Genomic DNA, 12,313 nt, shown 5'->3' with positions numbered 1-12,313 from the left:
GGACTCATGAGGAGGCAGTCCCATGCGCGGTGCCAAGAGCGCCACCTGGATCGCAGGGGCGATAGCCATCGCCCTGTCGGCGACGGCGTGCGGTGGAAGCAGCGGCGGTTCGGGTGCTCAGGCCGGTTTCGTCCGGGCCAACTGGGGTGACCCGCAGAACCCGCTGGAGCCCGCGAACACCAATGAGGTGCTCGGCGGCAAGGTGCTGGACCAGATCTTCATGAATCTGAAGGAGTACGACCCGAAGACCGGCGAGGCGAAGAACGCCGCCGCCGAGTCGATCGAGACCACGGACGCCCAGAACTTCACCATCAAGATCAAGAAGGGTCTGAAGTTCTCCAACGGCGAGGCGCTCACCGCCAAGTCGTTCGTGGACGCCTGGAACTACGCGGCGCTGGCCACCAACAAGCAGAAGAACGCCTACTTCTTCTCCGACATCGAGGGCTACGACAAGACCTCGCCGGAGGACGGCAAGCCGACCGCCCAGACGCTGTCGGGCCTGAAGGTCGTGGACGACACCACCTTCACCGTCAAGCTGAGCAAGAAGTTCGGTACCTGGCCGGTCCGCCTGGGCTACAAGGCGTTCGCGCCGCTGCCCAAGCTGTTCTTCGACAAGCACGAGGAATACCTGAAGAAGCCGGTCGGCAACGGCCCGTACGCCGTCGAGTCGTACGAGCGGGGCAAGCTGATGAAGCTCGTCCCGAACGAGCACTACGCCGGTGTGCACAAGCCCAAGAACAAGGGCGTCCTGCTCCAGGTCTTCACCGACTCCAACGCCGCGTACGCCGCCCTCCAGGCCGGCAACCTCGATGTCGACGACGACATCCCGGCGGAGCAGATCAAGAACGCCAAGACCGACCTCAAGGGCAACTACTTCACCCAGCCCGCGGGTATCTACCAGGCCGTCACCTTCCCGTTCTACAAGGAAGAGTGGAACAAGCCGGGCATGGAGAAGGTCCGCAAGGGCATCTCCATGGCGATCGACCGCAAGAGCATCACGGACAAGATCTACAACGGCACCCGTACGCCGATGGTCGACCTCACCTCCCCGGTGCTCGGCGAGGCCAACGGCTACGACAAGAACATCTGCGGCGACGTCTGCACGTACAACCCGACCGAGGCCAAGAAGCTCATCGAAGAGGGCGGCGGCATCCCCGGCGGCAAGCTGACCATCAGCTACAACGCCGACAAGGACTCCCACAAGCAGTGGGCGGACGCGGCCTGCAACAGCATCAACAAGGCCCTCGGCAACGACAACGTCTGCGTGGGCAACCCGGTCGGTACCTTCGGTGACTTCCGCAACCAGATCACCAAGGGCGAGATGAACGGGCCGTTCCGCGCCGGCTGGCAGATGGACTACCCGCACATCGAGAACTTCCTCACCCCGCTGTACAAGACGGGGGCCAGCTCCAACGACGGCAAGTGGAGCAACAAGGAATTCGACAAGCTGATGGACGATGCCGCCGCCGAGACGGACATCAAGAAGGCCACCGACATCTACAAGCAGGCCGAGAAGATCGTCATCCAGGACGCGGTGAACATCCCGCTCTTCTACCAGAACGGCACCGTCGGCTGGTCGGAGAACGTCTCCGACGTCGCCCTCAACCCCTTCAGCGTCCCTGTCTTCAGCGACATCAAGGTCAAGGGCTGATCCGACGCAGCCGCCCCTGAGCGGGGCGCGAAGAACATAACCGCTTACGGCGGCAGGGGGCAGTCGGAACCCGTGCGATACGGGTCCGACTGCTCCCGCGTCGGCGCTTTCCTGGAGGACACATGGGGCGCTACGTCATACGACGACTGCTCCAGATGGTGCCCGTCTTCATCGGCACCACTTTCCTGATCTTCGTCATGGTCTACGCGATCGGCGATCCCATCGCCGCCATGTTCGGAGACCGGACACCGGACCCGGCCACCGCCGCGGCAATCCGGGAGTCCCTGCACCTCAACGACCCGTTGTGGAGCCAGTACCTGCAATACATGGCCGGGATTTTCCAGGGCGACTTCGGTACGTCCTTCAACGGCACCCCGGTCGTGGAACTGATGGGCAACGCCTTCCCGAACACCATCAAGCTGACGCTGGTGGCGTTCGCCATCGAGCTGGTGGTCGGCCTGACCCTCGGCGTCATCGCGGGCCTGCGCCGCGGCCGGATCGTGGACACCGGCGTGCTGGTCTTCACGCTGCTGGTGATCTCGATCCCGACGTTCGTCACCGGCTACGTGCTGCAGTACTTCATCGGTGTGAAGCTCGGCTGGGCCGCCCCGGCGGTCTCCATCGACGTCACCTTCGACCAGCTGCTGCTGCCCGGCATCGTGCTGGCGGGCGTCTCGCTGGCCTACGTCTCCCGGCTCACCCGTACCTCGGTCGCGGAGAACCTGCGCTCGGACTACATCCGCACCGCGACGGCCAAGGGCCTGCCGCGCCGCCGGGTGGTTACCGTCCACCTGATGCGCAACTCGCTGATCCCCGTCGTCACCTTCCTCGGCACCGACATCGGCGGCCTGATGGCCGGCGCCGTCGTCACCGAGCGGATCTTCAACATCCAGGGCGTCGGCTACCAGCTCTACCAGGGCATCCTGCGGCAGAACTCACCGACCGTGGTGGGCTTCGTGACCATCCTCGTGGTCGTCTTCCTCGCCGCCAACCTGCTCGTCGACCTGCTTTACGCGGTCCTGGACCCGAGGATCCGTTATGCCTGACACCGAGACCTCCGTGCACACCCAGGCTCCCGTGGACGCGGCCGACGTCGTCAGCGTGGAGCTGAAGGCGGACAAGCCCCGCAGCCTGTGGGGCGACGCCTGGCGCGACCTGCGGCGCAACCCGATCTTCTACATCTCCGCGGTACTGATCCTCTTCCTGGTCGTCGTCTCGATCTGGCCGAGCCTGCTGACCAGCACCAGCCCGTACGCCTGTGACATCACCAAGTCCAAGCAGGGCGCGACCGACGGCCACCCCTTCGGCTTCAACACCCAGGGCTGCGACGTCTACGCCCGCACCGTCTACGGTGCCCGGGCCTCGGTCGTCGTCGGTGTGTGCACCACCCTCCTCGCCGCCGTCTTCGGCTGTTTCATGGGCGGTCTGGCCGGCTTCTTCGGCGGCTGGTGGGACTCGATCCTCTCCCGGGTCGGCGACATCTTCTTCGGCATCCCGATTTTGCTCGGCGGCATCGTCTTCCTGTCCGTCATCAAGGGCGGCTCGATCTTCACGGTCGTGCTGCTGATGGCGATCCTGGGCTGGCCGCAGATCGCCCGTATCGCCCGCGGTTCGGTGATCACCGCCAAGCAGCAGGACTACGTGCAGGCCGCGCGCGCCCTGGGCGCGAGCACCTCGCGGATGCTGCTGCGGCACATCACGCCCAACGCCCTGGCGCCCGTCATCGTCGTGGCGACCATCGCGCTCGGTACGTACGTCTCGCTGGAGGCGACGCTGTCGTTCCTGGGCGTCGGCCTGAAGCCGCCGACGGTCTCCTGGGGCATCGACATCTCCACCGCCGCCACGGACGTGCGCAACGCGCCGCACATGCTGCTCTACCCGGCGGGCGCCCTCAGCATCACCGTGCTGGCGTTCATCATGCTCGGCGACGCGGTGCGCGACGCCCTCGACCCCAAGCTGCGCTGAGGGAGGCGTACGTGACCACCATCTCCAAACCCGCGGACGTTCCCGCGCAGCGGGACCGCGACAAGAGCGAGGGCACCCTCCTCGAAGTCCGCGACCTGCACGTGGAATTCCACACCCGGGACGGCGTCGTCAAGGCCGTCAACGGCGTCAACTACAGCGTCAGCGCGGGCGAGACGCTCGCCGTGCTCGGTGAATCCGGGTCCGGCAAGTCCGTCACCGCGCAGGCCATCATGGGCATCCTCGACATGCCGCCGGCCAAGATCCCGCAGGGGGAGATCCTCTTCCGCGGGCAGGACATGCTGAAGATGTCCGGCGAGCAGCGCCGCAAGATCCGCGGCGCCAAGATCGCCATGATCTTCCAGGACGCGCTGTCCTCCCTGAACCCGGTGCTCAGCGTGGGCTACCAGCTCAGCGAGATGTTCCGGGTCCACCAGGGCCTGAGCAAGAAGGCGGCCAAGGCCAAGTCGATCGATCTGATGGACCGGGTGAAGATCCCGGCCGCCTCGAAGCGGGTGGACGACTACCCCCACCAGTTCTCCGGCGGTATGCGCCAGCGCATCATGATCGCGATGGCGCTGGCCCTGGAGCCGGACCTGATCATCGCGGACGAGCCCACCACCGCCCTCGACGTGACCGTCCAGGCGCAGGTCATGGACCTGCTCGCGGACCTCCAGCGCGAGTTCAACATGGGTCTGATCCTGATCACCCACGACCTGGGTGTGGTCGCGGACGTCGCCGACAAGATCGCGGTGATGTACGCGGGCCGGATCGTCGAGCACGCTCCCGTGCACGAGCTGTACAAGACCCCCGCGCACCCGTACACCCGCGGTCTGCTCGACTCCATCCCGCGCCTGGACCAGAAGGGCCAGGAGCTGTACGCGATCAAGGGCCTGCCGCCCAACCTGCTCAACATTCCGCCGGGCTGCGCGTTCAACCCGCGCTGCCCGAAGGCGCAGGACATCTGCCGTACGGAGGTGCCGGCGCTGCACACCGTCGCCGACGCCCGCGGCAGCGCGTGCCACTTCTGGGAGGAGACGATCAATGGCTGAGCCGAAGAACGACGCGCGGCGCGAGCCGATCCTCGAAGTCCGCAACCTGGTCAAGCACTTCCCGCTCACCCAGGGCATCCTGTTCAAGAAGCAGGTCGGCGCGGTCAAGGCCGTGGACGGCATCTCCTTCGAGCTGTACCAGGGCGAGACGCTCGGCATCGTCGGCGAGTCCGGCTGTGGCAAGTCCACCGTCGCCAAGCTGCTGATGAACCTGGAGCGGGCGACCTCCGGCGAGGTCTTCTACAAGGGCCAGGACATCACCAAGCTGTCCGGGCGCGCGCTGAAGGCCGTACGGCGCAACATCCAGATGGTGTTCCAGGACCCGTACACCTCGCTCAACCCGCGGATGACGGTCGGCGACATCATCGGCGAGCCCTTCGACATCCACCCGGAGGTGGCCCCGAAGGGCGACCGGCGCCGCAAGGTGCAGGACCTGCTGGACGTCGTCGGCCTCAACCCCGAGTACCTCAACCGCTATCCGCACCAGTTCTCCGGCGGCCAGCGCCAGCGCATCGGCATCGCCCGCGGCCTCGCGCTCAACCCGGAGATCATCATCTGCGACGAGCCGGTCTCGGCGCTGGACGTGTCCGTCCAGGCGCAGGTCATCAACCTGATGGAGAAGCTCCAGGACGAGTTCAACCTCTCCTACCTCTTCATCGCGCACGACCTGTCCATCGTCCGGCACATCTCCGACCGGGTCGGGGTCATGTACCTCGGCAAGATGGCCGAGATCGGCACGGACGAGCAGATCTACGACCACCCGACGCACCCCTACACCCAGGCGCTGCTCTCGGCCGTCCCCGTCCCGGACCCCGACGCACGCGAGGGCCGCGAGCGCATCATCCTGACCGGCGACGTCCCGTCCCCGGCCAACCCGCCGTCCGGCTGCCGCTTCCGCACCCGCTGCTGGAAGGCGCAGGACAAGTGCGCCGAGGAACTCCCGCTGCTGGCGGTCCCCGAGCGTTTCGCCGGCTCGGGCTCCCTGGCCGCCCATGAGTCGGCCTGCCACTTCGCGGAGGAGAAGGACGTGGTGGGGGCGGCGTAGGGCCGTCTCCCCGACATACGCGGGCGCCCGGACCGGATCGGTCCGGGTGCCTTCGCGTTCCGGTCACCCGGCGGCGTGGTCCCTGTACTTGTCCATCGAGAACGCGCCCCCGGTGAACCCCGCCACCTGCGGCGCGTCCTCACCGGTGGGTTTGTGGTGCCCGGCCCGCGAACCGGAATGACGAAGTTGTACGTGCCGTCCGCCTTCTTCGCAGGGCCGTAGTTCTTGCGGTCCAGGCGCCGGGCGACGCTGCACTCCAGTGTCGTCAGATCCACCGTGAGCCTGTAGCGCGAATTCTTGCGCTCCTGAGATCGGGTGACCTCCATCTCCTCCCGCGTCGATCGCAGGGTGCGCTGGATCGACGCGCCCGCCGCCGGAGCCTGGGCTCCGGCAGCAACGCGCTGCAGGTGCCGCAACCAGGCGGAGTTCATCCCGGCGGGTTGCCGGCCCGCTTGCGAGGGGCCTGCTCCCCGTTCCCCACCCTCACCCTCAATTCCGCCTGCGTGCCAGGTTCCACCATCACCGCGCGGCCGGCGCGCTTCGCCTCAACCCCACTCCCCGAACACCTCCGTCGGCTTCCGCTGCGCCAGCGTGAACCACACCGCCTTGCCGTTCGGATAGTCCCGCACCCCCCAGCTGTCCGCACAGGCGTCCACGATCCCCAGCCCCCGCCCGTACTCCTCGTCCATCGCCGCCTTCTGCTGCTCCGGCACGCCGGGGCCGGTGTCCCACACGGCGATGGTCAGGTCGAACGGCGAACGGTCGACGCTCACGTACGCGTCGGTCCTGCCGTACTGGTACGAGTTGGTCACCAGCTCCGACACCATCAGCTCCGCCGTCTCGACCAGGCAGTTCAGCCCGGCCCCGGCCAGGATGTGCCGCAGCGCGGCTCTGACGACACCGACCGCCCGGGGGTCGTGCGGAATGAACAAGCCGTAGGACCAGGTCTCGCTGGGCGTGCTCATGAGGCAGCCTCCAGGTGAGTGCAGTCTGTGACTGGCGTCATACGTAAGGTAAGGGGGTGTGGCGTATACGTGCAACCGCCTCGGGGAAATGGCGAGTTGGGCCATACTGCCGATGGGAGAACTGGGAGGGACGCATGGGCCTGAGGGCGAACCCCACGTACCGGCAGCGGCGTTTCGGGGCCGAGGTCCGCAGGCTGCGAGAACGGGCCGGCCTGACCGTCAGCGAGGCCGCGGACGTGATGGGTATGCGGCAATCGCACGTCAGCAACGTCGAAGCCGGCCGCACGTCGCTGGCCCCGGCGAGGCTGCGCGAATTGGCCCAGACCGCGAGTGGTACACGTTCCACCTACGTCGAGGCGTTGATCGACCTCGGGCAGCGGTCCGGAAAGGGGTGGTGGAGCCTGTACCGGAACAGCGTCCGGGCACCCCTCCTCGACTTCGCCGAGCTGGAGGCGGGAGCCGAGTCCATCGCCTGCTACGAACCGATGTTCGTCCCCGGCCTGTTGCAGACACGGGCGTACGCCACGGCCGTACATCGCAGCGGGTACGTGGAAGTGCCGCGCAGCGCGGAGGCGGCCGCGGTGGAGTTCCGGATGGAGAGGCAGCGGGTGCTGTCGGGGGAGGGGGCGCCGAAGCTGCACGCGGTGGTGCACGAGGCCGCGCTGCGGGCTTCCTTCGGGGGCCGCGCACTCATGCGGGACCAGTTGCTGCGCCTGATCGACGCGTGTCACCTGCCGAACGTGACGCTCCAAGTGCTGCCGTTCGACGGCCCGGTGCCTTTCGGGGCGCCTTTTACCGTGCTGACGCCGCCCGTGCGGGAACTGTCGACGGCGGTCGTCCCGCATGTCGAGAACTCCCTGTACCTGGGCGAAGTCGAAGCCGTCCAGAGGTATGAGCACACGTTCGCTAAGCTGGCGGAAGCGGCGCTTCCCTCCGAGGCGCGGTGTGCGAAGGACACGGTCAAGCTCATCGAGCGACTTCTGTACCCCCTGCTCTAGGAAGGCGTACATGTCCCGGTTCGAGTGGCAGAAATCCAGCTTCAGCGAGGGACACACCGAAGCGTGTGTCGAGGTGGCGACAGGACCCGGTGCCACTCGGTGGATGCGGGAGAGCGCGGAGCCCGAAGTGGTGATGGGGGTTTCCGTGGGGGCTCTGGGTGGGCTGGTGCGGGTGGTCAAGAGTGGGGGGCTCGGTCGGGGCGGTGGGTGATCCACGGGCGGAGCTCTCGTGGGCGGCGCAGACTGGGGCGTAGGGACGTTTCGCCTGTGGGGTGAGGTCGATGCGCCGTTGCTGCGTGATGGCGGGGGCCGCCTTGGTGGGCGCCGTGCTGGCCGGGTGCGGTTCCTCCGGCGGGGACGGGACGGGGACGACGGTGACGAGTGCCCGTACGGTCACCGAGGCGCCCTCGCCTTCCGGTACGGGGATGGGCGCCCCCAGCACCGCACCGGAGGGGTCGGCCGCGGCGCGGGACGCCGCCTCCGTTGTCGAGGATTACTACGCGGCCGTCAATGCCCGTGACTTCCGTCGGGCCTGGGACCTCGGTGGCAAGCACCTCGGGGGCTCCTATGACGCCTTCGTGGCGGGCTTCGCGGACACCGCGCACGACAGCGTTCACGTCACCGGCGTGCAGGGAGACACGGTCTCGGTCGCGCTGGACGCGGAGCAGCGGGACGGGTCCGTGCGGTCCTTCGCCGGTACGTACACCGTCCGGGACGGGATGATCGTCGGCGCGGACATCCGGGCGGCGGCGGGCCCGTCGCCGAGTGGCGGGGGCACCGGTTCGCCATCGCCGCGGCCGTCGTCGGGCGGCCCCGACATCGACTGTTCGGATCTCGATGGGCCGACCCACGTCGGATCCTCCGATCCGTATCACCTCGACCGCAACCACAACGGAACCGGCTGCGAGTCGAACGACAGGTAACGGCCCACCGAGGGTGGCCAAGGTCGCTCATACGGGCGGTTCTCCTCCGTGTCGGGCCAGGCTGACGGGTTCCGGCAGGCCCGGGATGTCAGGTTGGGGCTGATAGGCCGGGTGGGTGCGGGCGCCCGGGCCGCAGCTCTGAGGAGGCAGCTCGTTGCGCGGAGCCTTGCGTGTCGGTTCGGCGTTCTTCGCGGCCGCCACGGTCGCCCTGGCGGGCGCCGGGTGCGGCGGGGGCGGGCAGGACCCCAGCGTCGTACGGGCGTCCTGGGGCGATCCGCAGAACCCGGTGGAGCCGGCGAACACCACCGACGTACAGGGCGGCAAGGTGCTCGACCTGGCCTTCAGGGGGCTGAAGCGGTACAACCCGCGCACGGCCGTGGCCGAGAACATGGTGGCCGAGTCGGTCGAATCGCCGGACGCGCGGAACTTCACGGTGAAGCTCAAACCGGGGTGGTCCTTCAGTAACGGGGAGAAGGTGACGGCCCGGTCTTTCGTCGACGCCTGGAATTACGGGGCGCTGGTCAGCAATCGGCAGCTCGGGGCGCCTTTCTTCAGCTATGTGGAGGGGTACGAGGAGGTCCACCCGGAGGGGGAGGGCTCGAAGCCGGCCGCGCGGACGATGCGCGGGCTGAAGGTCAAGGACGAGCTGACGTTCACGGTGCGGCTGAACCAGAAATTCGGGCTGTGGCCGGAGATGCTCGGCTACAGCGCCTTCCTGCCGCTGCCCCGGTCGTTCTTCACCGACCACGACGCCTGGCTGGCGAAGCCGGTCGGCAACGGTCCGTACGCCGTGCAGTCGTACGCCAAGGGCGGGATCATGCGGTTGCGGACCTGGAAGGATTACCCGGGGCCCGACAAGGCGAAGAACGGTGGGGTCGATCTTCAGGTCTATACGGACAACGACACCGCCTATACCGACCTGATGGCGGGAAATCTCGATCTCGTGGATGATGTGCCGGCTTCGCAGCTGAAGCATGTGCAGAAGGATCTGCAGGGGCGGTACATTAATCAGCCCGCCGGGATCATTCAGACGCTGTCGTTCCCGATGTACGAAAAGGGCTGGGCCAAGCCGGGGACGGAGAAAGTCCGACGCGGCATCTCCATGGCCATCAACCGCCCGGCGATCACCCGGCAGATCTTCCGGGGGACACGGACGCCGGCCACCGACTGGACCGCCATGGCCCTCGGTGAGCACGGCGGCTACCAGGCGGGGCTGTGCGGCGCGGCGTGTACGTACGACCCGGCGGCGGCCCGGAAGCTGGTCGACGAGGGGGGCGGGCTTCCCGGCGGGTCGATGAAGGTGACGTACAACGCGGACACCGGATCCCACAAACTGTGGGTGGACGCCCTGTGCAACAGCGTGAACCGGGCGCTGGGACGCCATGTGTGCGACGGGAGCCCGATGGGCACCTTCGCCGATTACCGGTCCAAGGTCAGCGCGAAGAAGATGAGCGGCCCCTTCCGCGCCGGCTGGCAGATGGACTATCCGCTGATCCAGACCTTCCTGCAGAGCCAGTATTTCACCGGCGCCTCGTCCAACGACTCGGGCTGGAGCAACAAGGAATTCGACCGGCTGGTAAGCAGCGCGAACGCGGAGAGCGACGTGGGCCGGGTCAACGCCACGTATCACCGGGCCGAGCGGATTCTCGCCCGGGAAATGCCCGCGATTCCGCTGTGGTACCAGAACGGCAGCGGCGGCTACACGGACCGGGTCGGGCATGTGGCCCTGAACCCCTTCAGCGTTCCGGTGTACGACCAGATCACGATCAAGGACTGAGGGCGGGCGGACGGCCATGGTGCGTTATGTGATCCGGCGGCTGCTGCAGATGGTGCCGGTCTTCATCGGTGCCACCTTCCTGATTTTCGTGATGGTGTACGCGCTCGGCGACCCGGTCGCCGCGCTGTCCGGCGACCGCGCCCCGGACCCCGCGACCGCCGCGCAGATCCGCCGCGAACTCCATTTGGACGAGCCGCTGTGGCAGCAGTACCTGCAGTACATGGGCCAGATCTTCACCGGGAATTTCGGCACGACGTTCGACGGCTTGCAGGTGCTGGACAAGATGGGCACCGCTTTTCCCGTCACCCTGCGGCTGACCGCCGTCGCCATCGTCGCCGAGATCGTCGTCGGGGTGACGCTGGGCGTGCTCAGCGGGCTGCGGCGCGGGCGGCTGCTGGACACCGGGGTGCTGGTGCTGACGCTGATCGTGGTGTCGGTGCCGACGTTCGTCAGCGGGTACGTCCTCCAGTACCTGCTGGGCGTGAAGTGGGGCTGGGTCACCCCGGCCGTCCCGATCGGCGCGCCCCTGGACGCGCTGCTGCTGCCCGGCTGTGTGCTGGCGCTGGTGTCGCTGGCGTACGTCACCCGGCTCACCCGTACGTCGATCGCGGAGAACGCCCGCGCCGACTACGTCCGTACGGCCGTCGCCAAGGGCCTGCCCCGGCGGCGGATCGTGGTGCGGCACCTGCTGCGCAACTCGCTCATCCCGGTGGTCACCTTCATCGGCGCCGACGTCGGCTCCCTGATGGGCGGCGCGGTGGTCACCGAGCGGATCTTCAATGTGCACGGCGTCGGCTACGAGCTGTACCAGGGCATCGTCCGCCAGAACTCCCCGACCGTCGTCGGCTTCGTGACCGTCCTGGTCATCGTCTTCCTGCTGGCGAACCTGATCGTCGACCTCCTGTACGCCGTGCTCGACCCGAGGATCCGCTATGCCTGAACCCGAGCGCCACGAGCCGTTCCAGACGGCGGGCAGCGGGACGCCACTGCCCGCCGTCGAGGCGGAGACCATGGGCGGGCTCGCCGGACCTCCCGAGGTGCCCGGCGCGCCGGGAGCGCCGCAGGGCACCGGCGTGCAGCCCGCCGCCGGACGGGCCCGCAGCCTGTGGTCGGACGCCTGGCACGACCTGCGCCGCAACCCGGTCTTCCTGGTCTCCGGACTGCTGATCGTCTTCTTCGTGCTGATCGCCGTCTGGCCGTCCCTGCTGACCGGCACCGACCCGCTGGACTGCGACATCACCCTGTCCCAGGAGGGCTCGCGGTCCGGCCACCCCTTCGGCTTCGACACCCAGGGCTGCGACGTCTTCGCGCGGACGGTGTACGGGGCCCGCGCCTCGGTGACGGTCGGCGTCTGCGCGACGGCCGGGGCCGCCCTGCTCGGCGGGGTGCTGGGCGGTCTCGCCGGGTTCTTCGGCGGCTGGTGGGACGCGCTGCTCTCCCGTATCGCCGACATGTTCTTCGCGATCCCGATGCTGCTGGGCGGCCTGGTGTTCCTGTCCGTGGTGCCGTCCGGCTCGGTCTGGCCGGTCGTCGGGTTCATCGTGCTGCTGGGCTGGCCGCAGCTCGCGCGGATCGCGCGCGGTTCCGTACTGACCGTCAAACAGGCCGACTTCGTGCAGGCCGCGCGGGCGCTCGGCGCCGGGAACACCCGGCTGCTGCTGCGGCACCTGGCGCCCAACGCGGTCGCGCCGGTGATCGTCGTGGCGACCATCGCGCTCGGTACGTACATCGCGCTGGAGGCGACGCTGTCCTACCTGGGCGTCGGCTTGAAACCGCCGACCGTCTCCTGGGGCATCGACATCTCCGAGGCGTCCAAACAGATCCGCAACGCGCCGCACATGCTGCTGTGGCCGGCGGGCGCGCTCAGCCTGACCGTGCTGGCGTTCATCATGCTCGGCGACGCGGTGCGCGACGCCCTCGACCCCAAGTTGCGCTGAGGA

Annotated in this window: 12 protein-coding genes; 11 read left to right on the top strand and 1 reads right to left on the bottom strand. The window is 68.0% G+C overall.

Annotated features, from left to right (window positions below; translation table 11 throughout):
* Positions 1-22 precede the first annotated feature (22 nt).
* The 5 genes from CP984_RS13910 (at position 23) to CP984_RS13890 (ending at position 5,710) form a co-directional block, all read left to right on the top strand.
* Complete coding sequence (locus CP984_RS13910; protein ID WP_003982312.1) at positions 23-1,651, top strand: peptide ABC transporter substrate-binding protein; 1,629 nt, start codon at positions 23-25, stop codon at positions 1,649-1,651.
* Positions 1,652-1,773: 122 nt separating this feature from the next.
* Positions 1,774-2,697 carry an ABC transporter permease gene (locus tag CP984_RS13905; protein WP_003982311.1) on the top strand — a complete coding sequence of 308 codons (924 nt, stop codon included), beginning with the start codon at positions 1,774-1,776 and terminating at the stop codon, positions 2,695-2,697.
* Positions 2,690-3,616: an ABC transporter permease gene (locus tag CP984_RS13900; RefSeq protein ID WP_003982310.1), complete on the top strand. Its 927-nt coding sequence runs from the start codon at positions 2,690-2,692 to the stop codon at positions 3,614-3,616. Before CP984_RS13905 ends, CP984_RS13900 begins: the two co-directional genes overlap by 8 nt.
* Positions 3,617-3,627: 11 nt before the next feature.
* Positions 3,628-4,665, top strand: a complete 1,038-nt coding sequence (locus CP984_RS13895; protein ID WP_003982309.1) for an ABC transporter ATP-binding protein — start codon at positions 3,628-3,630, stop codon at positions 4,663-4,665.
* Entirely contained in the window at positions 4,658-5,710 is a 1,053-nt protein-coding gene (locus tag CP984_RS13890; protein ID WP_003982308.1) for an ABC transporter ATP-binding protein, read from the top strand. The genes CP984_RS13895 and CP984_RS13890 overlap by 8 nt, the downstream gene beginning before the upstream one ends.
* 545 nt (positions 5,711-6,255) lie before the next feature.
* Here CP984_RS13890 and CP984_RS13885 read toward each other — a convergent pair.
* Complete coding sequence (locus CP984_RS13885) at positions 6,256-6,675, bottom strand: ATP-binding protein (RefSeq protein WP_003982307.1); 420 nt, start codon at positions 6,673-6,675, stop codon at positions 6,256-6,258.
* Positions 6,676-6,809: 134 nt separating this feature from the next.
* On the opposite strand from CP984_RS13885, the gene CP984_RS13880 reads away from it, so the two are divergent.
* The 6 genes from CP984_RS13880 (at position 6,810) to CP984_RS13855 (ending at position 12,310) form a co-directional block, all read left to right on the top strand.
* Entirely contained in the window at positions 6,810-7,673 is an 864-nt protein-coding gene (locus CP984_RS13880; RefSeq protein ID WP_003982306.1) for a helix-turn-helix domain-containing protein, read from the top strand.
* Positions 7,567-7,884 carry a DUF397 domain-containing protein gene (locus tag CP984_RS42790; RefSeq protein WP_306464404.1) on the top strand — a complete coding sequence of 106 codons (318 nt, stop codon included), beginning with the start codon at positions 7,567-7,569 and terminating at the stop codon, positions 7,882-7,884. The genes CP984_RS13880 and CP984_RS42790 overlap by 107 nt, the downstream gene beginning before the upstream one ends.
* Before the next feature lie 70 nt (positions 7,885-7,954).
* Positions 7,955-8,596 (top strand): hypothetical protein, encoded by a 642-nt coding sequence (locus CP984_RS13870; protein WP_129821008.1) that lies wholly within the window; start codon positions 7,955-7,957, stop codon positions 8,594-8,596.
* Between the two features lie 154 nt (positions 8,597-8,750).
* Positions 8,751-10,373, top strand: coding sequence for a peptide ABC transporter substrate-binding protein (locus tag CP984_RS13865; protein WP_030181971.1), 1,623 nt, complete (start codon positions 8,751-8,753; stop codon positions 10,371-10,373).
* Between the two features lie 16 nt (positions 10,374-10,389).
* Positions 10,390-11,313 (top strand): ABC transporter permease, encoded by a 924-nt coding sequence (locus tag CP984_RS13860; RefSeq protein WP_003982301.1) that lies wholly within the window; start codon positions 10,390-10,392, stop codon positions 11,311-11,313.
* The gene (locus tag CP984_RS13855; RefSeq protein ID WP_003982300.1) at positions 11,306-12,310 is read left to right on the top strand and encodes an ABC transporter permease; all 1,005 of its coding nucleotides are present in this window, start codon (positions 11,306-11,308) and stop codon (positions 12,308-12,310) included. The genes CP984_RS13860 and CP984_RS13855 overlap by 8 nt, the downstream gene beginning before the upstream one ends.
* The last annotated feature ends 3 nt before the right edge of the window (positions 12,311-12,313 follow it).

Origin of the sequence: Streptomyces rimosus (assembly GCF_008704655.1) — a bacterium.
GTDB lineage: Bacteria > Actinomycetota > Actinomycetes > Streptomycetales > Streptomycetaceae > Streptomyces > Streptomyces rimosus.
The sequence above is the reverse complement of the archived record's forward strand: the minus strand, read 5'-3'. Positions and strand labels throughout refer to the sequence as shown.

Bases quoted from the DNA above. Each gene is read 5' to 3' on its own strand.
- CP984_RS42790 (WP_306464404.1), top strand. From the start codon at position 7,567: ATGAGCACACGTTCGCTAAGCTGGCGGAAGCGGCGCTTCCCTCCGAGG.
- CP984_RS13905 (WP_003982311.1), top strand. From the start codon at position 1,774: ATGGGGCGCTACGTCATACGACGACTGCTCCAGATGGTGCCCGTCTTC.
- CP984_RS13890 (WP_003982308.1), top strand. From the start codon at position 4,658: ATGGCTGAGCCGAAGAACGACGCGCGGCGCGAGCCGATCCTCGAAGTC.
- CP984_RS13910 (WP_003982312.1), top strand. From the start codon at position 23: ATGCGCGGTGCCAAGAGCGCCACCTGGATCGCAGGGGCGATAGCCATC.
- CP984_RS13900 (WP_003982310.1), top strand. From the start codon at position 2,690: ATGCCTGACACCGAGACCTCCGTGCACACCCAGGCTCCCGTGGACGCG.
- CP984_RS13880 (WP_003982306.1), top strand. From the start codon at position 6,810: ATGGGCCTGAGGGCGAACCCCACGTACCGGCAGCGGCGTTTCGGGGCC.
- CP984_RS13885 (WP_003982307.1), bottom strand. From the start codon at position 6,675: ATGAGCACGCCCAGCGAGACCTGGTCCTACGGCTTGTTCATTCCGCAC.
- CP984_RS13855 (WP_003982300.1), top strand. From the start codon at position 11,306: ATGCCTGAACCCGAGCGCCACGAGCCGTTCCAGACGGCGGGCAGCGGG.
- CP984_RS13870 (WP_129821008.1), top strand. From the start codon at position 7,955: ATGCGCCGTTGCTGCGTGATGGCGGGGGCCGCCTTGGTGGGCGCCGTG.
- CP984_RS13860 (WP_003982301.1), top strand. From the start codon at position 10,390: ATGGTGCGTTATGTGATCCGGCGGCTGCTGCAGATGGTGCCGGTCTTC.